General features: G+C 53.2%; 18 protein-coding genes and 1 tRNA gene. 11 read left to right on the top strand and 8 right to left on the bottom strand.

Going from position 1 to position 20,538, the window contains the following annotated elements; all coding sequences use genetic code 11:
- Positions 1-69: 69 nt before the first annotated feature.
- A complete protein-coding gene (gene lrp, locus LCS67_RS14255; RefSeq protein ID WP_000228469.1) occupies positions 70-564 on the bottom strand; it encodes a leucine-responsive transcriptional regulator Lrp in 495 nt (164 codons plus the stop codon).
- A 546-nt stretch (positions 565-1,110) separates the two neighbouring features.
- On the opposite strand from lrp, the gene trxB reads away from it, so the two are divergent.
- The 5 genes from trxB to infA all read left to right on the top strand — a co-directional run bounded on the left by trxB (position 1,111) and on the right by infA (position 6,961).
- The gene (trxB, locus tag LCS67_RS14260) at positions 1,111-2,079 is read left to right on the top strand and encodes a thioredoxin-disulfide reductase (RefSeq protein ID WP_000537393.1); all 969 of its coding nucleotides are present in this window, start codon (positions 1,111-1,113) and stop codon (positions 2,077-2,079) included.
- A gap of 114 nt (positions 2,080-2,193) precedes the next feature.
- On the top strand, positions 2,194-3,960 hold the full coding sequence (gene cydD, locus LCS67_RS14265; RefSeq protein WP_001044531.1) for a heme ABC transporter permease/ATP-binding protein CydD: 1,767 nt from the start codon (positions 2,194-2,196) through the stop codon (positions 3,958-3,960).
- Complete coding sequence (cydC, locus tag LCS67_RS14270; protein ID WP_100521879.1) at positions 3,961-5,682, top strand: heme ABC transporter ATP-binding protein/permease CydC; 1,722 nt, start codon at positions 3,961-3,963, stop codon at positions 5,680-5,682.
- 44 nt (positions 5,683-5,726) lie between these two features.
- The gene (gene aat, locus LCS67_RS14275) at positions 5,727-6,431 is read left to right on the top strand and encodes a leucyl/phenylalanyl-tRNA--protein transferase (protein ID WP_001241643.1); all 705 of its coding nucleotides are present in this window, start codon (positions 5,727-5,729) and stop codon (positions 6,429-6,431) included.
- A gap of 311 nt (positions 6,432-6,742) precedes the next feature.
- Complete coding sequence (gene infA / locus LCS67_RS14285; protein WP_001040187.1) at positions 6,743-6,961, top strand: translation initiation factor IF-1; 219 nt, start codon at positions 6,743-6,745, stop codon at positions 6,959-6,961.
- A gap of 90 nt (positions 6,962-7,051) precedes the next feature.
- Here the strand turns inward: infA and LCS67_RS14290 are convergent, their stop codons facing one another.
- Positions 7,052-7,963 carry a LysR family transcriptional regulator gene (locus LCS67_RS14290; RefSeq protein ID WP_000597928.1) on the bottom strand — a complete coding sequence of 304 codons (912 nt, stop codon included), beginning with the start codon at positions 7,961-7,963 and terminating at the stop codon, positions 7,052-7,054.
- A 108-nt stretch (positions 7,964-8,071) separates the two neighbouring features.
- Here LCS67_RS14290 and LCS67_RS14295 point away from each other — a divergent pair, with 108 nt between their 5' ends.
- The 3 genes from LCS67_RS14295 to LCS67_RS14305 all read left to right on the top strand — a co-directional run bounded on the left by LCS67_RS14295 (position 8,072) and on the right by LCS67_RS14305 (position 9,865).
- Complete coding sequence (locus LCS67_RS14295; protein WP_000809969.1) at positions 8,072-8,932, top strand: pirin family protein; 861 nt, start codon at positions 8,072-8,074, stop codon at positions 8,930-8,932.
- A gap of 19 nt (positions 8,933-8,951) precedes the next feature.
- Positions 8,952-9,629 carry a hydrolase gene (locus tag LCS67_RS14300; RefSeq protein ID WP_000097893.1) on the top strand — a complete coding sequence of 226 codons (678 nt, stop codon included), beginning with the start codon at positions 8,952-8,954 and terminating at the stop codon, positions 9,627-9,629.
- Positions 9,630-9,777: 148 nt separating this feature from the next.
- Positions 9,778-9,865, top strand: a tRNA-Ser gene (locus LCS67_RS14305).
- A 371-nt stretch (positions 9,866-10,236) separates the two neighbouring features.
- Here LCS67_RS14305 and clpA read toward each other — a convergent pair.
- The 3 genes from clpA to LCS67_RS14320 form a co-directional block, all read right to left on the bottom strand.
- On the bottom strand, positions 10,237-12,513 hold the full coding sequence (clpA, locus tag LCS67_RS14310) for an ATP-dependent Clp protease ATP-binding subunit ClpA (RefSeq protein WP_000934064.1): 2,277 nt from the start codon (positions 12,511-12,513) through the stop codon (positions 10,237-10,239).
- 30 nt (positions 12,514-12,543) lie between these two features.
- Positions 12,544-12,864 (bottom strand): ATP-dependent Clp protease adapter ClpS, encoded by a 321-nt coding sequence (gene clpS, locus LCS67_RS14315; protein ID WP_000520789.1) that lies wholly within the window; start codon positions 12,862-12,864, stop codon positions 12,544-12,546.
- A 95-nt stretch (positions 12,865-12,959) separates the two neighbouring features.
- Positions 12,960-13,037, bottom strand: coding sequence for a hypothetical protein (locus LCS67_RS14320; protein ID WP_212742690.1), 78 nt, complete (start codon positions 13,035-13,037; stop codon positions 12,960-12,962).
- Between the two features lie 150 nt (positions 13,038-13,187).
- Here LCS67_RS14320 and cspD point away from each other — a divergent pair, with 150 nt between their 5' ends.
- A complete protein-coding gene (gene cspD / locus LCS67_RS14325) occupies positions 13,188-13,409 on the top strand; it encodes a cold shock-like protein CspD (protein WP_000447499.1) in 222 nt (73 codons plus the stop codon).
- A 129-nt stretch (positions 13,410-13,538) separates the two neighbouring features.
- On the opposite strand, the gene macB is transcribed toward cspD, so the two are convergent.
- Both macB and macA read right to left on the bottom strand, forming a co-directional pair.
- Complete coding sequence (gene macB / locus LCS67_RS14330; protein WP_000125891.1) at positions 13,539-15,485, bottom strand: macrolide ABC transporter ATP-binding protein/permease MacB; 1,947 nt, start codon at positions 15,483-15,485, stop codon at positions 13,539-13,541.
- Positions 15,482-16,600, bottom strand: coding sequence for a macrolide transporter subunit MacA (gene macA / locus LCS67_RS14335; protein WP_023212628.1), 1,119 nt, complete (start codon positions 16,598-16,600; stop codon positions 15,482-15,484). The genes macB and macA overlap by 4 nt, the downstream gene beginning before the upstream one ends.
- A gap of 145 nt (positions 16,601-16,745) precedes the next feature.
- Between macA and LCS67_RS14340 the strand changes: the two genes are divergently transcribed.
- Positions 16,746-17,696 (top strand): VirK/YbjX family protein, encoded by a 951-nt coding sequence (locus LCS67_RS14340; RefSeq protein ID WP_001542594.1) that lies wholly within the window; start codon positions 16,746-16,748, stop codon positions 17,694-17,696.
- Here LCS67_RS14340 and LCS67_RS14345 read toward each other — a convergent pair.
- Complete coding sequence (locus tag LCS67_RS14345) at positions 17,693-19,351, bottom strand: ATP-dependent endonuclease (RefSeq protein WP_000599759.1); 1,659 nt, start codon at positions 19,349-19,351, stop codon at positions 17,693-17,695. The two genes, LCS67_RS14340 and LCS67_RS14345, sit on opposite strands and share 4 nt — an antisense overlap.
- A gap of 200 nt (positions 19,352-19,551) precedes the next feature.
- On the opposite strand from LCS67_RS14345, the gene LCS67_RS14350 reads away from it, so the two are divergent.
- Positions 19,552-20,451, top strand: coding sequence for a lysine exporter LysO family protein (locus tag LCS67_RS14350; protein ID WP_000491118.1), 900 nt, complete (start codon positions 19,552-19,554; stop codon positions 20,449-20,451).
- The last annotated feature ends 87 nt before the right edge of the window (positions 20,452-20,538 follow it).

A 20,538-nucleotide genomic window follows, 5' to 3' on the forward strand; every position in this document is an offset into this window, starting at 1 on the left:
CCCGGCACTGTTGCTGTATGGATTAACAGGAGTGTAATCAAACTACGGCGATTTTGCACCTGTTCCGTGTTAGCGTGTCTTAATAACCAGACGATTACTCTGTTTTACCTCTTCCATCACTACGTAAGTTCGGGTGTCGTTCACACCTGGCAAGCGCAGCAACGTCTCTCCCAATAGTTTTCGATACGCTGACATATCCGGTACACGGGTTTTCAACAGGTAGTCGAAATCGCCGGAAACCAAATGACACTCCTGAATCTCTTCAAGCTTTTGCACGGCGGCATTAAACTGTTCAAACACATCCGGCGCGCCGCGATTTAAGGTAATCTCAACGAATACCAGAAGTGACGCATCCAGATAATGCGGGTTCAACAGCGCCGTATAGCCCTGGATAAACCCCTGTCGCTCCAGCCGACGCACACGCTCAAGGCAAGGTGTCGGCGAAAGCCCTACTCGTTTAGAAAGCTCGACGTTGGAAATACGCCCATCCTTTTGCAGTTCATTAAGAATGTTACGATCGATACGGTCGAGATCTTTGCCAGGGCGCTTCTTGCTATCTACCATTATTATTGTCTCTCTGTATTCCTTCCCTACTCCTGCCTGACTCTACTCACATCACTGTTCAGAGTCGCTGCCCATCACAATAGACCGAAACCCAGAGGGATTAACGGCGCGCAATGCCTGGTCTATGGTGAGAAGACCGTTGCCTCGCGGCAGCTATCGACATCACGAATGGCGTCTGTCCACGCCATGCGTAGATTTCACTAGCCCGGTAAACATGGTATTTACATGCATGATTATGCAGCACATACATAACACAGTTTTTTTCTTCCTCGAATGTTTTCGCAAAACAGCAGGTGATTGTCAAAGCAAAACATCGATTTTTAGTACAACATGCCAGTTATTCATTAGAGAGGGCGGTAAACTGTCATTTCGTCACCTTATAAGTTACCGATTTCAAGTAAAATTTGTGATGATAACGTCGCTGTCCCGGTCGTTCATCGGTTCATGCTATTACACATATTGTTAACAAAATCGTTATGCTCTTTTTTTACGTCTGTAAATTCCCTACAATTCTGCTCATTGTCTGCCAACAACTATGGGGATCTCATGGGCACGACCAAACACAGTAAGCTGCTTATTCTGGGCTCAGGACCGGCGGGATATACCGCGGCGGTGTATGCCGCGCGCGCAAATTTACAGCCAGCACTTATTACCGGTATGGAAAAAGGCGGTCAACTGACTACCACGACGGAAGTGGAAAACTGGCCCGGCGATCCAAACGATTTGACCGGCCCGCTGCTGATGGAACGCATGCATGAACATGCGGCAAAATTTGAAACCGAGATAATTTTTGATCACATCAACAAAGTGGATCTGCAAAATCGTCCGTTCCGTCTGACAGGTGACAGCGCAGAGTACACTTGCGATGCGTTGATCATTGCGACCGGCGCTTCCGCGCGCTATCTGGGGCTGCCATCGGAAGAAGCCTTTAAAGGGCGCGGCGTTTCCGCCTGCGCAACCTGCGACGGTTTCTTCTACCGCAACCAGAAAGTGGCGGTGATCGGCGGCGGCAACACCGCAGTTGAAGAAGCGCTTTATCTGTCCAACATCGCTTCGGAAGTGCACCTTATCCATCGCCGTGACGGTTTCCGCGCTGAAAAAATCCTCATTAAGCGCCTGATGGATAAAGTTGAAAATGGCAATATCATTCTGCACACCAACCGGACGCTGGAAGAAGTGACCGGCGATCAGATGGGCGTCACCGGTCTGCGTCTTCGCGACACGCAGCAGAGCGATAATATCGAGACGCTGGATATCGCCGGACTTTTCGTAGCCATCGGTCATAGCCCAAACACGGCGCTCTTCGAAGGCCAGCTTGAGCTGGAAAATGGTTATATCAAAGTTCAGTCCGGCACCCATGGCAACGCCACACAAACCAGCATCCCTGGCGTATTCGCGGCGGGTGACGTTATGGATCATATTTACCGTCAGGCGATCACCTCTGCAGGTACGGGCTGTATGGCGGCGCTGGATGCTGAACGCTATCTCGATGGTCTGGCCGACGCGAGCAAATAGTTTTTACAAATCAGTAACAAAAGTAAAAAAGGCGACTATAAGTCGCCTTTATTTTTGCGTCGTTGTAACATTGCCCCTGCCTGAAATTCTAATAACTCACCTGCTAAGCGTGCAATGAATAAAACCCGTCAAAAAGAGCTGACCCGCTGGTTAAAACAGCAAAGCGTAATCTCCCAACGGTGGTTGAATATTTCCCGCCTGTTGGGGTTCATGAGTGGCGTATTAATTGTCGCTCAGGCCTGGATCATGGCGCGTATCCTGCAACATATGATCATGGAGAACATTCCACGGGAAGCGCTGTTGCTCCCTTTTATCCTGCTGATACTGGTCTTTGTCCTTCGCGCCTGGGTGGTGTGGTTGCGCGAGCGTGTCGGTTTTCATGCCGGACAACATATTCGCTTTGAGATCCGCCGTCAGGTGTTGGATCGTCTGCAGCAAGCCGGCCCAGCCTGGATTCAGGGCAAGCCCGCCGGTAGCTGGGCGACGCTGGTGTTGGAACAGATTGACGATATGCATGACTATTATGCGCGCTATCTGCCGCAAATGGCGCTTGCCGTTTGCGTACCGCTCTTAATCGTGGCGGCGATTTTCCCGTCAAACTGGGCGGCGGCGCTGATTCTGCTGGGCACCGCCCCGCTCATTCCCCTATTTATGGCAATGGTGGGGATGGGCGCGGCTGACGCCAACCGCCGCAATTTCCTGGCGCTTGCCCGGCTAAGCGGCCATTTTCTTGACCGTCTGCGCGGGATGGAAACGCTGCGAATTTTCGGTCGTGGAGAAGCGGAAACCGAGAACATTCGCGCAGCATCGCAGGATTTTCGTCAACGCACGATGGAAGTACTGCGCCTCGCCTTTTTATCTTCCGGCGTGCTGGAGTTTTTCACCTCGCTTTCTATTGCGCTGGTCGCCGTTTATTTTGGCTTCTCTTACCTGGGCGAGCTGAACTTTGGTCATTACGGTACTGGTGTGACGCTCGCCGCCGGGTTCCTCGCTTTGATCCTCGCGCCGGAGTTTTTCCAGCCGTTACGCGACCTCGGCACGTTTTATCATGCTAAGGCGCAGGCGGTTGGCGCGGCGGATAGTCTGAAGACATTTCTGGAAACACCCCTCGCCCACCCGGCGCGCGGCGAAGTTGAGCTGGCGGAAAACGAACCTGTAACCATTGACGCAGTCAATCTTATTATCACCTCGCCAGAAGGCAAAACGCTTGCCGGGCCGCTGAATTTCTCATTAGCGGCAGGAGAACGCGCCGTCCTGGTAGGACGCAGCGGTTCCGGTAAAAGCTCTCTGTTGAATGTATTATCCGGTTTTCTCTCCTATCAGGGATCTTTGCGTATTAACGGTGTCGAGCTTCGCGATCTCTCGCCGGAATCCTGGCGCCAGCATCTCTCCTGGGTCGGACAAAACCCGCAATTACCTGCAGCGACGCTACGCGAAAATGTATTACTGGCGCGCCCGGACGCCAGCGAGCAGGAACTTTATGCCGCGCTTGACGCCGCATGGGTAAGCGAGTTTTTACCGCTGCTGCCGCAGGGAGTAGACACCCCGCTCGGCAATCATGCCAGCAGACTTTCCGTCGGCCAGGCACAGCGTGTAGCGGTCGCCCGTGCGCTACTTAATCCCTGTCAACTGCTACTGCTGGATGAACCGGCGGCAAGCCTGGACGCTCACAGCGAGCAACGCGTCATGCAGGCGTTAAAAGCGGCGTCAAAACGCCAGACCACATTAATGGTGACGCATCAGTTGGAAGATCTCGCCGACTGGGACGCTATCTGGGTTATGCAAGATGGCGCGATTGTCGAACAAGGCAGTTATGCCGAACTCAGCGCTGCCAACGGCGCTTTTGCGACGTTATTGGCTCACCGTCAGGAGGATATTTAAATGCGCGCGCTACTCCCTTATCTGACGCTTTATAAACGCCACAAATGGATGCTAACGCTGGGAATTGCGCTGGCAATCCTGACCCTGCTTGCCAGTATCGGGCTGCTGACGCTTTCCGGCTGGTTCCTGTCCGCGTCCGCTATCGCAGGCTTCGCGGGAATTTACAGTTTTAACTATATGCTCCCGGCAGCCGGCGTGCGCGGCGCGGCCATTACCCGTACCGCTGGTCGTTATTTTGAACGTCTGGTAAGTCATGACGCCACGTTCCGCGTGCTGCAACATCTGCGTATTTATACCTTCAGCAAACTTTTACCGCTCTCCCCCGCGGGTCTGGCGCGTTATCAGCAAGGTGAACTGCTGAACCGCATCGTTGCCGACGTCGACACGCTGGACCATCTCTATTTGCGCGTCATCTCCCCGCTGGTCGGCGCTTTTGTAGTGATTATGATTGTCACCCTGGGGCTTAGCGTTCTCGACGTGACGCTGGCGATCACGCTGGGCGGCATTATGCTGTTGACGCTGTTTATTATGCCGCCGGTGTTTTATCGCGCCGGCAAAAATACCGGCCAAAATCTGACGCATCTACGAGGTCAGTATCGCCAACAGCTCACGTCATGGTTACAGGGCCAGGCGGAACTCACCATTTTTGGCGCCAGCAAACGCTATCGGGCGCAAATGGAAGCCACCGAATTACAATGGCATGAGGCCCAACGCCGACAGTCTGAACTGACCGCCTTATCGCAGGCGTTAATGCTGCTGATTGGCGCGCTGGCGGTGATGTTAATGTTGTGGATGGCCTCCGGCGGCGTTGGCGGCAATACGCAGCCCGGCGCGCTCATCGCGCTGTTTGTCTTCTGCGCGCTGGCGGCTTTCGAGGCGCTTGCGCCCGTTACCGGCGCATTCCAGCATCTGGGGCAGGTTATCGCCTCTGCGCTTCGTATCACTGAATTAACGGAGCAAAAACCGGAGGTGACCTTTCCACAGGCAGAAACTCCCGCGCCGGAAAAGGTCACACTCACCCTGCGGGACGTTTCGTTTCGTTATCCCGACCAGCCGATTAATGCGCTCAATTCCCTCTCATTACAGGCTAATCCTGGCGAGCATGTCGCTATTCTGGGGCGTACCGGCTGCGGAAAATCAACGCTGTTGCAGCTACTCACCCGCGCCTGGGACCCGCAACAAGGCGAAATTCTGCTCAACGATCTTCCGCTATCCTCGCTGAGCGAATCCGCCTTACGCCAGACTATCAGCGTGGTGCCGCAGCGTGTCCACCTGTTCAGCGCCACACTGCGTGATAATTTATTACTGGCGGCGCCCAATGCCAGCGACGAAGCCCTTTCCGACATGCTGCGTCGCGTCGGCCTCGAAAATCTGCTCGAAGATAGTGGGCTTAATAGCTGGCTTGGCGAAGGCGGTCGTCTGCTGTCCGGCGGCGAACTTCGTCGCCTGGCCATCGCCCGCGCGCTGTTGCACGATGCCCCGTTAATGCTGTTGGATGAGCCCACTGAGGGGCTGGATGCGACCACCGAGAGCGAAATGCTGGAATTACTTGCCGATGTGATGCGCGAGAAAACCGTCCTGATGGTGACTCACCGTTTGCACGGCCTGGCCCGTTTTGATCAAATCATCGTAATGGACGACGGGCGCATCATTGAGCGAGGCACTCATGCAGAATTGTTAGCCGGACAAGGGCGCTATTATCAGTTTAAACAACGTCTGTAAGCTATTATTGAACGATCCGACTTGCGTACTGGAGTTTCGCCGTCATGCGTCTGGTTCAGCTTTCCCGACATTCTATCGCCTTCCCTTCGCCGGAAGGCGCTTTACGCGAGCCTAACGGTTTACTGGCGCTGGGCGGCGATCTCAGCCCTGCCCGGTTGTTAATGGCCTACCAGCACGGGATTTTCCCGTGGTTTTCGCCGGGCGACCCGATTCTGTGGTGGTCGCCCGATCCGCGCGCCGTGCTGTGGCCTGAAAAGTTTCACCTCAGTCGCAGCATGAAGCGCTTTCACAACGCATCCCCTTACCGCGTGACGCTCAATTACGCTTTCGATCGGGTCATTGATGGATGCGCCAATCACCGTGACGAAGGCACCTGGATAACGCGTGGTATTGAGGAAGCCTATCGCCGATTACATGAATTGGGCCACGCGCACTCCATTGAAGTGTGGCGTGATCAGGAACTGGTCGGCGGGATGTATGGCGTCTCGCAGGGGGCGCTGTTTTGCGGCGAATCGATGTTTAGCCGCCAGGAGAATGCCTCTAAAACCGCACTGCTGGTTTTTTGCGCTGAATTTACCCGTCACGGCGGTAAACTTATTGATTGTCAGGTAATTAATAGTCATACCGCCTCGCTCGGCGCCATTGAAATTCCACGTCGTGACTACCTCGATCACCTCGCAGCCTTACGCCAACAACCGCTGGCCTCCCGTTTTTGGGTGCCGCGGACATTATTTTTGCCCCGGAAGTGAATGTTTTCGGCACATTTTTTATTGGGGTGTTATAATTGCTGCCGCAGAATTGGTTTAGCATATTATCCCGCAGCCCGTTGTCAGGTAACGCCCATCGTTTATTTCACCGTTCCCTTATATGTTGCGCTTATGTCGATACATCAGGCGGTAGTATCAGGGAAAAGGTGTATAACGCGGCGTTGTCGTGTGTCGCGGAATCATGTGCTAAACCTGGTTTGCTGTGTTTTAAACGCACAAATCTTTACTTATCAAAAGAAGTTCGGCATTATCTTGCCGGTTCAAATTATGGTAGTGATACCCCAGAGGATTAGATGGCCAAAGAAGACAATATTGAAATGCAAGGTACCGTTCTCGAAACGTTACCTAATACCATGTTCCGCGTAGAGTTAGAAAACGGTCACGTGGTTACTGCACACATCTCCGGTAAAATGCGTAAGAACTACATCCGCATCCTGACGGGCGACAAAGTGACCGTTGAGCTGACCCCGTACGACCTGAGCAAAGGCCGCATTGTCTTCCGTAGTCGCTAATTGTCTCCTCACGCCCTGAAGGGCGGCTGGATAAAAGGTCGGTTTAACCGGCCTTTTTTGCGTCCATTAAGTCGATGAATGACGAGCAGGTTACTCTTCCACCATCCGCGCATACTCTTCCGTCAAAAAATCGACCAACGCGCGTACGGAAGGTAATAATCCTCGCCGGGATGGGAACACAGCATGAATAACCTCCCGCCGGGGCTCCCACTCTTCCAGCACCGCGACCAGTTCACCGGCGGCCAGTTGTTCTTTCACCATTAAGACAGGTAACTGCACAAGCCCCACGCCCGCCATCGCCGCCTCGCGTAGCGCCAACATGTCTGTAGTAATCATACGCGGGGTAAAATGGACTTCCGCACGCGCGCCCTGCGGGCCGTAAAGTTCCCAGCGGTGGATATGCTTGCCGGATGCAAGACTTAGCCCTGGCCAATGACTCAACTCCGCCGGCGCGGAAGGGATTCCCATCCGTGCGATGAGATCCGGGCTGGCAAACAGGCGATGCCCTCTGTCAGCCAGGACGCGCATCACCAGATCGCTATCCTCAAACGGGCGCGGCCTGACGCGAATCGCCACATCCACCCCCTCCCCTACGACGTCCACCCGACGATTGGTCGCTTCAAGCTGTAGCGAAACATCAGGATAACGCGCCATAAACTTCGCCAGCATTGGGCCGATGTGTACATGCAGCAGCGTAACCGGGCAGGTCAGCTTCACGATACCGCGAGGTTCTACCTGCAATGCGGCAATGGCATCCTGCGCCGCCTGAGCTTCCACCAGCATCGCTTTACAGTGCTCATAGAATGTTTGTCCCACTTCGGTAACGTTAAACTGCCGGGTGGTTCGCTGAATCAATCGCACGCCCAGCCGTTCCTCCAGTTGCGCAATACGCCGGCTCAGTTTTGATTTTGGTTCATCAAGCGCACGCCCCGCCGCGGCAAACCCACCCTCTTCGACCACATGCACAAACCACGCAAAATCATTGAGATCCGTTTTTATCATTACATTGTCCTATTAATGGAACGGTATGAGCCATTTTAGCCACTACCGAACCTTTTGTCATGAATATAAGCTTATTCACATCAAGACAACGCCACTGAGGAGAACACCATGAAACAGATTACAGGCGTCTATACCGCACCTCGCCCGCACTGGGTTGGCGATGGATTTCCGGTTCGTTCACTCTTTTCTTATCAGTCACATGCGCAGCAGTTGAGTCCATTCCTGCTGCTGGATTATGCCGGGCCGCACACATTTACGCCGGGTAATGAAAAACGCGGCGTTGGAGAGCATCCACACCGCGGTTTCGAGACCGTGACGATTGTTTATAGTGGCGAAGTCGAGCACCGGGACTCTACCGGTCGCGGCGGCGTTATCGGCCCGGGCGACGTTCAGTGGATGACCGCAGGCGCAGGCATTTTGCATGAAGAGTTCCACTCCGACGCGTTTACCCGTCGGGGCGGCGAACTGGAAATGGTGCAGTTGTGGGTTAACCTTCCCATGAAGGACAAAATGACCACCCCGGGTTATCAAAGCATTACCCACGATGTTATCCCGACCGTTACGTTGCCGGATGACGCCGGAGTCGTGCGGGTCATCGCAGGGCGTTATGAAGAGACAAAAGGCCCAGCGCACACTTTCTCGCCGCTCAATGTCTGGGATATGCGCCTGCAACGCAATCGCCAGCTTACATTGGCACAGCCGGAAGGATGGAGCACCGCGCTGGTGGTACTGAAAGGCAATATCACGGTGAACGGCACGACGCCGGTCAACGAAGCGCAACTGGTGGTATTGAGCCAGCAAGGGAAAACGCTGCACCTTGAGGCCAGCAGCGACGCCAGCGTATTGCTGTTATCAGGCGAGCCGCTGAATGAACCGATTGTGGGTTACGGCCCATTTGTTATGAACACGAAACAAGAGATCGCAGAAGCAGTCCGCGATTTCAACTCCGGCCGTTTTGGCCAAATCTGAAAACATGAAGGAGAACACGATGTCAAGTCCTGCTAATTTTAATGGTTTGCGCCCGGTAATTGATGTTAACGATTCCGTGATGCTTTTAATCGATCATCAAAGCGGTCTTTTCCAGACCGTAGGCGATATGCCAATGCCGGAATTACGCGCTCGCGCCGCGGCGTTGGCGAAGATGGCGACGTTAGCGAAAATGCCGGTCATTACCACGGCATCCGTACCGCAAGGTCCGAACGGCCCGCTGATCCCGGAGATCCACGCTAATGCGCCACATGCGCAGTATATTGCGCGCAAAGGTGAAATTAACGCCTGGGATAACGAAGATTTCGTTAAGGCGGTAAAAGCGACGGGTCGTAAGACGCTGATCATTGCCGGGACGATTACCAGCGTGTGCATGGCATTCCCGGCCATTAGCGCGGTAGCGGAAGGTTATAAGGTATTTGCCGTGATCGACGCATCCGGTACCTACAGTAAGATGGCGCAGGAGATCACCCTGGCGCGTATCGTACAGGCTGGCGTCGTACCGATGGATACTGCCGCGGTCGCCTCTGAGCTGCAAGGCACCTGGAACCGTGAAGACGCCGCCGCGTGGGCCGACGTTTATACTCAGGTATTCCCGGCCTATCAACTGCTGATCGAAAGCTACAGCAAAGCGCAGGATGTGGTGAAAAACAACGAAATGTTGGATTCACAGCGCTAATTTGCCTCCCCGCGCCAGTTTGGGCGGGGATTATGTCTATTGCATGAGCAAACGACAGTGAATATGTAAATTCTGCTTGACCGTTTTAGCGCAACTCCCTATAGTAGCGCCCCGTTGCCCCCCAAGTGGTCAGGCAGCAATACAATATGGTGAGGTGTCCGAGTGGCTGAAGGAGCACGCCTGGAAAGTGTGTATACGGCAACGTATCGGGGGTTCGAATCCCCCCCTCACCGCCATATTCAAGAAAGAGCTCGTACGAAAGTACGGGCTTTTTTTTCACATAAAGCCACCCTACAGGGGGGATGAGAACACCCGACCGGGGTTCGACAACTGGCGCAGCCAGTTGGACAGACGACGAGCCTGCGAGGAGACTGCCCGAAGGGCGAGCGCAGCGAGTCAATCCCCCCCTCACCGCCATATTTAAGAAAGAGCTCGTACGAATGTACGGTTTTTTTTTTCGCATTACCCCCCCGTCGATTACCGGATGATGACGCAATTTACAAGCGCCTTGTCCGCCTACCGCGAGCACAACGCCATCAGGCTAACTATTAGCCGGCGTAAAAAAACCGGGCGCTAAGGCCCGGTTTGTACGGCAGTGAAACGAAGATTAATGCGCGGCTTCCGGCTTGTGCTTTTGCGCACTCTGGAAGCCATACGTCAACGCATTTTTCTCTTTATCCAGCGCGACGGTGACCTGTCCGCCATCAACCAGCGATCCAAACAGCAACTCATTGGCCAGCGGTTTTTTCAGGTTATCCTGAATCACACGCGCCATCGGTCGTGCGCCCATCGCCCGGTCATAGCCCTTTTCCGCCAGCCAGTCGCGCGCTTCCTGACTGACTTCCAGGGAGACGCCTTTCTGATCCAACTGGGCCTGCAACTCGACGATAAACTTATCGACAACCTGATGAATCACCTCGCCAGACAGATGATCGAACCAAATAATGTTGTCGAGACGGTTACGGAACTCCGGCGTAAACACTTTCTTGATCTCGCCCATCGCATCGGTACTGTTGTCCTGATGAATAAGACCAATAGATTTACGTTCGGTTTCTCGCACGCCGGCGTTGGTGGTCATCACCAGCACCACGTTGCGGAAATCCGCCTTACGGCCGTTGTTATCGGTCAGCGTACCGTTATCCATCACCTGCAGCAGCAGGTTAAAGACATCCGGGTGCGCTTTTTCGATCTCATCCAGCAACAGCACCGCATGAGGATGCTTAATCACCGCATCCGTCAGCAGCCCACCCTGGTCGAAACCGACGTATCCCGGAGGCGCGCCGATCAAACGGCTCACCGTATGACGCTCCATATATTCGGACATATCGAAGCGCAACAGCTCAATACCCAACGCTTTTGAAAGCTGTACCGTAACTTCAGTTTTCCCTACACCAGTTGGCCCGGCGAACAAGAATGAGCCGACAGGTTTATGCTCATGGCCCAGACCCGCACGACTCATCTTAATAGCTTCGGTCAGCGCCTCAATCGCGTTATCCTGGCCGAAGACCAGCATTTTCAGACGATCGCCCAAGTTCTTCAGCGTATCGCGATCGCTCTGCGAGACGCTCTTTTCAGGAATTCGCGCAATTCGCGCCACTACGGACTCAATATCCGCCACGTTGACCGTTTTCTTACGTTTGCTCACCGGCATCAGACGCGCCCGCGCGCCCGCTTCGTCAATCACGTCAATGGCTTTATCCGGCAGATGGCGGTCATTGATATATTTTACCGCCAGCTCGACCGCCGCACGCACCGCTTTCGCGGTATAACGCACGTCGTGGTGCGCTTCGTACTTAGGTTTCAAGCCGTTGATAATTTGCACCGTCTCTTCTACCGAAGGCTCGGTAATATCAATTTTCTGGAAACGGCGCGCTAATGCGCGGTCTTTCTCAAAAATATTGCTGAACTCCTGATAGGTCGTTGAGCCGATCACCCGGATCTTGCCGCTGGAAAGCAGCGGTTTAATCAGATTTGCCGCATCCACCTGTCCGCCCGACGCCGCGCCAGCGCCGATAATGGTATGGATTTCATCGATAAACAGGATGCTGTTGGTATCCTGCTCAAGCTGTTTCAGCAACGCCTTAAACCGTTTTTCAAAATCGCCGCGGTATTTGGTGCCCGCCAGCAGCGAACCGATATCCAGCGAGTAAATGGTGCAATCGGCCATCACTTCCGGCACATCGCCCTGCACGATACGCCAGGCCAGCCCTTCGGCAATCGCCGTTTTGCCAACGCCGGATTCCCCCACCAGCAGCGGGTTATTTTTACGGCGACGACACAAGACCTGGATCGCGCGTTCCAGTTCTTTTTCACGACCAATCAGCGGATCGATGCCGCCCACGCGAGCAAGTTGGTTAAGATTCGTCGTGAAGTTTTCCATACGTTCCTCCCCACCAGCTTGTTCGTCGCCAGTTGGCTGATTGCCGAGATCGGAAGATTGGCTCGGTTCGTCTTTTCGCGTCCCGTGAGAAATAAAGTTCACGATATCCAGACGGCTCACTTCATGCTTACGCAGCAGATAAGCCGCCTGTGATTCCTGTTCGCTAAAGATAGCCACCAGCACATTCGCGCCAGTCACTTCACTACGCCCGGAAGACTGAACGTGGAAGACGGCACGTTGCAGGACACGCTGGAAACTTAACGTCGGCTGCGTATCACGCTCTTCTTCACTGGCAGGCAGTACGGGTGTGGTTTGTTCAATGAAGGCTTCGAGTTCCTGACGGAGCGCCACCAGATCCACGGAGCATGCTTCCAGCGCTTCGCGAGCCGATGGGTTGCTGAGCAGCGCCAGCAACAGATGCTCGACGGTCATAAACTCATGACGGTGCTCGCGCGCTCTGGCGAAAGCCATGTTTAAACTGAGTTCCAGTTCTTGATTGAGCATAGGCACCTCCCCCAATTTTTATACCTGCATTCAGGCTTTTTCCAGCGTACACAGCAACGGATGCTCGTTCTCCCTTGCATACTTGTTCACCATCGCCACTTTGGTTTCCGCCACCTCGGCGGTGAACACGCCGCAGATGGCTTTGCCTTGATAGTGAACCGCAAGCATCAATTGCGTTGCACGTTCTACATCATAAGAAAAGAATTTTTGTAACACGTCAATAACAAACTCCATCGGAGTGTAATCATCATTGACTAATATCACTTTATACATAGATGGCGGTTTTAGCGCGTCGCGCACGCTATCTTCCACCAGCTGGTCAAAATCCAGCCAATCGTTCGTCTTACCCATCGTCAGTCGTCATTATCGGTTACGGTTGTCGGCAGGAAAATCTGCCGCTGACCAGAGTCTATGCACACAATCAATCTACCTCAATTGATAGATAACTAACATCTATCAGTACCATCCGCGACATCTGTCACATTCCCGGCAATAGCGTTAACTGCTTCAAATTTTTGATTCATTTTTACCCGATCCCCCCTGCCTGATGCTTGACGCCTCGCCTGATTTCTCTAAATTGTAATGTCGAGAGTTGGTGAGGTTTTGAACAGCCCCCACTCCGTCACCGGTTCATTCCATCTTACTTATATAAGATTTACGAAGGATGTCGAAGCATGGAAACGGGTACTGTAAAGTGGTTCAATAATGCCAAAGGGTTTGGTTTCATCTGCCCTGAAGGCGGCGGCGAGGATATTTTCGCCCATTATTCCACCATTCAAATGGATGGTTACAGAACGCTTAAAGCCGGACAGTCTGTCCGGTTTGATGTACACCAGGGGCCAAAAGGCAATCACGCCAGCGTCATCGTGCCCATCGAAGCAGAGGCCGTTGCATAGCTCCTCTGTCTCATTGTGTACATCCAGGAGGCAAAATGCCAGCCCGATCGGCTGGCATTTTTATTTAACGCCAGTTCCTGATAGCAACACTGTTACATCTTATCAGGCCGACAAATGACGTCAGCAAGATTACTCCCTTGCCAGCGCATCCACCGGGTCCAGTCGCGCCGCGTTTCTCGCCGGTAGCCAACCAAACAGTATCCCAGTAAACGTCGAACATAAAAACGCGCTCGCCAGCGCAGTCAGTGAAAAACCGATCTCCCAGCCGGGCAGGAAAAGCTGTAGCATAAATGCGATGAACATCGACAAGCTAATCCCCAGCGCTCCCCCAACCAGGCAAACCAGCACCGCTTCAATAAGAAACTGCTGTAGCACATCGCTGGCGCGCGCGCCTACCGCCATACGGATGCCGATTTCACGCGTTCGCTCGGTGACGGAAACCAGCATAATATTCATAACGCCGATGCCGCCGACAACCAGCGAAATGACGGCCACCAGCGTCAGAAATAACTGAAGAGTATAGGTGGTTTTTTCAGCCGTTTTCAGGACGCTGTCCATATTCCAGGTGAAGAAGTCTTTTTTACCGTGGCGTAAGGTGAGCAGGCGGGTAAGCTGCTGTTCAGCCTGATCGCTATCAACGCCATCTTTCACACGAACGGTGATCGAGTTAAGCCATGACTGACCCATTATGCGATCTGACATCGTGCTATAGGGCAACCAAACTTGCAACAGATTGCTATTGCCGTACATGGACGGTTTCTCTTCCGCCACGCCAATAACAATAACCGGCATATTACCCACCAGCACCACTTCCCCTACGACATTCGCTTTATTTGGAAATAGCTGGCGTCGCGTGTTGGCATCCAGCACCACCACCTGCGCGCGATCCTGTTGCTGTACAGCATTGAAGGTGTTCCCCTCCCTAAAGGACATGCCGTAAACGTTAAAATAATCGCCACTGACGCCATTAGCATTTACGGCAATATCAATATTGCCATAGCGAAGACGTAGGCTCTTTGAAACGCTGGGCGTCGCAGAGTTAACCCACGGCTGTTTCTGAATAGCCACCAGATCGTCATATTTCAGCGCCTGTCGATACTGCGGGTTGTCGTCGCCAAAATCTTTGCCTGGATGAATATCAATCGTGTTAGTGCCCATAGCGCGGATATCCGCCAGTACCATCTTTTTTGCGGCGTCGCCGACCACCACAATCGACACCACCGACGCAATACCGATAATAATTCCCAGCATGGTCAGTAAAGTACGCATTTTGTTAGCGGCCATCGCTAACCACGCCATCGACAGCGCTTCGCGAAAGCTGCTGGCAAATTGCCGCCAGCCGGGAGCCGTATTAACTACGGCAGCGTCAACGCCCTGTTCGCGTTTCTTTTCCTGCGCGGGCGGATTATGGACAATCTTGCCATCGTGAATTTCAATAATCCGCTCCGCCTGGGCGGCAATCAGCGGATCGTGCGTCACAATGATCACCGTATGTCCGCGATCGCGCAGTTGGCGCAAAATCGCCATCACCTCTTCGCCGGAATGACTATCCAGCGCGCCGGTCGGCTCATCCGCCAGAATCACCTGTCCGCCGTTCATCAGCGCGCGGGCAATACTGACACGCTGCTGCTGTCCGCCAGAAAGCTGTGAAGGTGGGTAATCGACGCGATCGCTTAATCCCAGCCGCAGAAGTAACTCTCTGGCGCGCGCCTGGCGTTTTTTGCGTTCAATGCCGGCGTAGACGGCGGGGATTTCAACATTTTGCGCTGCCGTTAAATGCGACAACAGATGGTAGCGCTGAAAGATAAAGCCAAAATGCTCACGCCGCAGCTGCGCCAGCGCGTCCGGGTCCAGCGTCGAGACGTCCCGCCCCGCCACCCGATAAGTGCCGCTGGTCGGTTTATCCAGGCACCCGAGGATATTCATCAGCGTTGATTTTCCAGAACCGGAAACGCCGACGATCGCCACCATCTCCCCGGCGTGGATTTGCAGGGAGATATCTTTTAACACCGCCACCTGCTCTTCTCCGGAGGGGTAGCTGCGACTCACATTGCGCAGTTCAAGCAATGCCGTCATGGCGTCGCTCCTGGCCTGCTTTCGCCGATGATCACCTCATCGCCCGCTTCCAGACCTTTAACCACTTCCACGTCTGTATCGTTACGCTCGCCAATGATCACTTCGCGCTCACGTTTTTCGCCGTTACGCAACAGCGCCACTTTATAACGATTGCCGCCCACCGGTTCGCCAAGCGCGGCGAGAGGAATAATCAGCACATTTTTGACATCCATGAGTTGAATATAAACCTGTGCGGTCATATCAAGACGCAAGATTCTTTTGGGATTCGGCACTTCAAACCGGGCGTAATAAAAAATAGCGTCGTTGACCTTTTCCGGCGTCGGCAGAATATCTTTTAAAACGCCTTCATAGCGCGTTTGCGGATCGCCTGCAATGGTGAACCATGCTTTCTGCCCCGCCCGAAGATGGATCACGTCCGCTTCCGAGACCTGCGCTTTTACCAGCATGGTGCTCATATCCGCCAGCGTCAGAATATTGGGCGCCTGCTGAGCTGCAATCACCGTTTGTCCTTGCAGGGTAGTGATTTGCGTCACTTCCCCCGCCATGGGAGCAACAATACGGGTATATTCCAGGTTGGTTTTCGCGGTGTCCAACGAGGCCCGATTACGTTTGATCTGGGCATCTATGGTGCCAATACGCGCCTGTTTAACCGCCATCTCCGTCGCCGCGGTATCCAGATCCTGTTGCGATACCGCCTGAGTCTTAGCTAACTGCTGCTGGCGCGCCAGCGTAACCCGCGCCAGCTTTAACTCAGCGGCTGCCTGCTGACGCTCCGCGTTCAGCTCCATCAGGGTGGCCTCGACCTCTTTTATCTGGTTCTCCGCCTGATCTGGGTCAATCACGCCGAGTAGCTGATCTTTTTTAACGTTATCTCCAATGGAGACCAGCAGCGTTTTCAACTGGCCGCTCACCTGCGCGCCGACATCCACTTTACGCAACGCGTCCAGTTTTCCAGTCGCCAGTACACTCTGTTCAAGATCGCCTGGCCGCACGATTAATGTCTGATAAGTTGGCAGCGGCGCATTTATCATTCGCCAGCTAACCATCCCCCCCACTAAAAGAATTAAAATAATGACCAGATAACGCTTTTTAAATTTCTTTCCCTTAGCACGCATAGAAACCCTGACGGCAAAATTTTAACCAGAAAGTAAACCGTATCTAAACAAACCTGACACAATAAAGATAGCGTCGGCTGTATTGACGATTGGTTAATGTTTCCTGTGGTTCAATCTCGACAATCTTATGTCGCGGATTACGATCATGACACAGCTTACAGATAATACCTGGTACACTTCAGATCACATCTCTCCTTTACAATTATTTATTCGTCTGACGCGCGGGCAATTACAGCCAGGAAAATTCTGGCGTAAAGCCAGCTTTCGTCGCAAGTTTTTAATCCGCTCATTAGTCATGCCGCGTGCGACCAGCCAATTACTGACCAATCTCACCCAATGGCCGGAGTTAAATACGTTACTTGCTCGTCAGCCGCGTTTGCCTATTCGGCTACATCGTCCTTATATGGCTGTAAATATTAAACGCGATTTCGCCTTAGATGCGCTGTGTTTTCATTATCAACAGATGCGCCAACTTTTATCGCGGGAACAACAGGTTAGCTATTTAAGTCAGTATGGCCTGAATCTTGCTAAATTTGAAACTAAAACCGGCGAGTTGTTTCAACTTGATTTAGTCAGTCTGGTCTCACTGGATAAAGAAGGTGAAAGCACTATTGTTGTTCGCGACGCACAGTTACGTATTCTGGCAGAGATCACATTTACCCTGTGTCGCTTTAACCAACAACGCACACTATTTATCGGCGGATTACAGGGCGCGGCAAACGACGTTCCTCACGAAATTATCCAGCAGGCGACCAAAGCCTGCCATGGTCTTTTTCCCAAACGCATCGTGATGGAGGCTCTCTGTCAGTTTGCGCAAGTCTTTCAGGCGGAGCAGATTATAGCCGTGAGTAACGATGCGCACGTTTACCGTAGCTGGCGATACATGGATAAAAAGACGCAAATGCATGCCGACTATGACGCGTTTTGGGAATCGTTAGGCGGTGAAAGAATTAAAGGAAATTACTATGCGCTACCGCTGGCGATCGCCCGAAAAAGCGAAGCGGAGATCGCCAGTAAAAAACGGGCCGAGTATCGCCGCCGCTATGCTTTACTCGATAGCGTTGTCGAACAGGTTCCGGCCACATTCAAACGCTAATCCGCCCGGCCCCGCGCCAGCCAAACCACGCGCGAGAACATCTTTCTGAACAGCGGCGGCACGGCGTCAATTCCCCGCCGCCCGGCTTCCATCGCGACTTCAATCGCCAAATCCGGCTTTGACGAGCGGTGGATAGCTTTAGTGATAATTTTCCGGGTATTCATCGGTACATTAGGCGGAAGCTGCGCAACCCGGTGAAAAACATCGGCAAAGCCCTGACGATACATAAAATGTTCCATATCCAGCGCAGGCAGCGCCGTGAGATGTTCGCGTTCTTCTTCCCGATCGTTATTAAGCAGGCTGCGGACCGTCGCGGCATATTTTTTCCCCGCTTCGTCGCCATCCACCAGGACATGCCACTCGATTCCCATACGGCGGGCGAACTTCACCAGCGGTTTCAGACCGGACTGAGCAAACTCAATGACTTTAATGCCCTCCGCATCAAAATGATGTCCACACTGACGCGCCAGCTCATTAATAACCCAGGTTTCCGTCTCGCCTTCCACCAGTAGCCAGCAACGCGCAAACAGCGACGACGCGCGATTAAAGCGGATATGAAAGGCGATGCGCCGTCCATCTTCCGCGCTTAACCCGCCCGGGCCCAAACGCCAGGCGGCGACGCGGGAAGATTCGCGCACCAGCCGTACGACATGCTCCACCGGCGTTAGCGAGAGCAATTCGCCTGAGTTAGTCGTCGCTATCCGCTGTAGCGGCAACAGATTGAGCAATTGCCAGGCGACTGAAAGCATAATGGGATGTAAACGGGTTTCCGGATCTTCCACCAGAAGTAATGGTCGCGCGTCTTTATGTAACCGCAGCGTCCCTTTCGCCTGTAACAGCGTGGAGAAAAGCCCCAGCAGGATCACCCGATGCGACCGGCTGCCCGGTTTGTCGATCATCCGATTAATAATATCCAGATAGCGCCAGCTACGCTGCTCATTTTGCGAACGTCGGCGCATGAGTCGGTGACGCGCCTGTCCTGCGCCCTGCTCTGAGAAATAGTGTTCAAGCAGTTGCACCATCGCGGACAGTCCCTGACGAATCTGCCCGTCGGTTAAATTTTGCGGCCGGGTCGCCAGCTCACGCGCCAGAAAATCCAGCTGTCGGGCCGTGACTTCAACATCCGGCACATTGGGCACCGTACCGTTGCGAATACGTCGCATAAAGCGCGCATCGCGCAAACGTAGCACTGGCATCAGACGAACCAGGTGGCGCACCTGATCGTTAATATTTTCCACCGGCAATGGCTGCCCATCGCTATTGAGAAAACTGCGCAGCGTCATCACGCTACCATCGGCGCCGCATTCGCCCTCTAGCCGATAAAAAATACGGTGAAAATCATCCTCGCAAGGCGACCAGCATGCTTCCAGCGCTCGATAACGACGTACCCGATGCCGCCCTAGCTGCGTTTCGCGAAAAGTCAGAATAATATGCAGGTGATGCTCGCGTCCTTTTATGTCGCCAGGCGGAAACCAGAAATCCTCACGGACAAAATGGTAGAGATCGAGTTCCGGCGACAATAACAGAGTCAGCGCATCCAGCAGGCTGGATTTGCCCCAGGCGTTTTCCCCAATCAGCACGTTGTTTTGCTCCAGCATCAACGACAGTCGGTTGATACCGCGAAATCCCACTATTTCAACGCGTTCGAGAATCATGCTTCCTCCAGAAAAGCGTCACCACTCCATTAAACTCACCGCAGTATAACGGCAAATGCTTCCGCCTGGCGTGATATTCCCCCCTTTGCCTGAGGCAACTGTATGATAAATGTACGGCTGACGGTGTCGCTTTACTGATAGTCTGGAATTCGGTAGTGTCATGTACGCTATTCAAACAATAAAAAAGGGCCCGGCTGTTCATGTTTTCAGGACTTTTAATCATTCTGGTTCCACTGATTGTGGGCTATCTCATTCCACTGCGACATAAAGCCGCATTACAACTTATTAACCGGCTACTGAGCTGGATCGTGTATCTTATTCTCTTTTTTATGGGAATAAGCCTGGCGTTTTTGGATAACCTCGCCAGTAATCTGGTGGCGATTTTTCATTATTCCGCCGTCAGTATTACGATTATTTTATTGTGTAATATCGCTGCCTTATTGTGGCTGGAACGTATCCTCCCGTGGCGTCACCATCATCAGCAGGAAAAACTGCCTTCGCGTATTGCCATGGCGCTGGAGTCGCTGCAACTGTGCGGCGTAGTGGTATTGGGGTTTGTTATCGGCCTGAGCGGACTCTCTGTTTTACAGCACGCCACCGAAGCCAGTGAATATACGCTGATCTTTTTATTGTTCCTGGTGGGGATTCAGCTACGAAATAGCGGCATGACCTTAAAGCAAATTGTGCTTAACCGCCGGGGAATGATGGTCGCGGTCGTTGTCGTGGCAAGCTCATTACTGGGCGGCGTGATTAATGCGTTTATCCTGGATTTACCGCTAAAAACCGCCCTGGCGATGGCGTCAGGTTTCGGCTGGTACTCTCTTTCCGGTATTTTGCTGACGGAGTCGTTTGGACCGGTTATCGGCAGCGCGGCATTTTTTAACGATCTGGCCCGCGAACTCTTAGCCATTATGCTTATTCCCGGCCTGGTTCGCCGCAGCCGTTCAACGGCGTTGGGCCTGTGCGGAGCGACCTCAATGGACTTTACGTTGCCGGTATTACAGCGCTCCGGCGGCGTAGAGATTGTTCCGGCGGCTATCGTACATGGCTTTATCCTCAGCCTGCTGGTCCCCCTCTTAATGGCGTTCTTCTCGGCCTGATACCTCTTTGGCGGTAGGCATCTGCCGCCAAAATTGCGCTAAATCAATCTCCTTGCACATTATGGCAGAAATCCCTTTTATCCCTTT

Source organism: Salmonella sp. A7, assembly GCF_020181675.1.
Classification (GTDB): Bacteria; Pseudomonadota; Gammaproteobacteria; order Enterobacterales; family Enterobacteriaceae; genus Salmonella; species Salmonella enterica.

Bases quoted from the DNA above. Each gene is read 5' to 3' on its own strand.
- LCS67_RS14290 (WP_000597928.1), bottom strand. From the start codon at position 7,963: ATGATAAAAACGGATCTCAATGATTTTGCGTGGTTTGTGCATGTGGTC.
- cydD (WP_001044531.1), top strand. From the start codon at position 2,194: ATGAATAAAACCCGTCAAAAAGAGCTGACCCGCTGGTTAAAACAGCAA.
- aat (WP_001241643.1), top strand. From the start codon at position 5,727: ATGCGTCTGGTTCAGCTTTCCCGACATTCTATCGCCTTCCCTTCGCCG.
- cydC (WP_100521879.1), top strand. From the start codon at position 3,961: ATGCGCGCGCTACTCCCTTATCTGACGCTTTATAAACGCCACAAATGG.
- macA (WP_023212628.1), bottom strand. From the start codon at position 16,600: ATGCGTGCTAAGGGAAAGAAATTTAAAAAGCGTTATCTGGTCATTATT.
- clpS (WP_000520789.1), bottom strand. From the start codon at position 12,864: ATGGGTAAGACGAACGATTGGCTGGATTTTGACCAGCTGGTGGAAGAT.
- trxB (WP_000537393.1), top strand. From the start codon at position 1,111: ATGGGCACGACCAAACACAGTAAGCTGCTTATTCTGGGCTCAGGACCG.
- infA (WP_001040187.1), top strand. From the start codon at position 6,743: ATGGCCAAAGAAGACAATATTGAAATGCAAGGTACCGTTCTCGAAACG.
- LCS67_RS14345 (WP_000599759.1), bottom strand. From the start codon at position 19,351: ATGATTCTCGAACGCGTTGAAATAGTGGGATTTCGCGGTATCAACCGA.
- LCS67_RS14295 (WP_000809969.1), top strand. From the start codon at position 8,072: ATGAAACAGATTACAGGCGTCTATACCGCACCTCGCCCGCACTGGGTT.
- LCS67_RS14300 (WP_000097893.1), top strand. From the start codon at position 8,952: ATGTCAAGTCCTGCTAATTTTAATGGTTTGCGCCCGGTAATTGATGTT.
- LCS67_RS14340 (WP_001542594.1), top strand. From the start codon at position 16,746: ATGACACAGCTTACAGATAATACCTGGTACACTTCAGATCACATCTCT.
- macB (WP_000125891.1), bottom strand. From the start codon at position 15,485: ATGACGGCATTGCTTGAACTGCGCAATGTGAGTCGCAGCTACCCCTCC.
- cspD (WP_000447499.1), top strand. From the start codon at position 13,188: ATGGAAACGGGTACTGTAAAGTGGTTCAATAATGCCAAAGGGTTTGGT.
- LCS67_RS14320 (WP_212742690.1), bottom strand. From the start codon at position 13,037: ATGAATCAAAAATTTGAAGCAGTTAACGCTATTGCCGGGAATGTGACA.
- LCS67_RS14350 (WP_000491118.1), top strand. From the start codon at position 19,552: ATGTTTTCAGGACTTTTAATCATTCTGGTTCCACTGATTGTGGGCTAT.
- lrp (WP_000228469.1), bottom strand. From the start codon at position 564: ATGGTAGATAGCAAGAAGCGCCCTGGCAAAGATCTCGACCGTATCGAT.
- clpA (WP_000934064.1), bottom strand. From the start codon at position 12,513: ATGCTCAATCAAGAACTGGAACTCAGTTTAAACATGGCTTTCGCCAGA.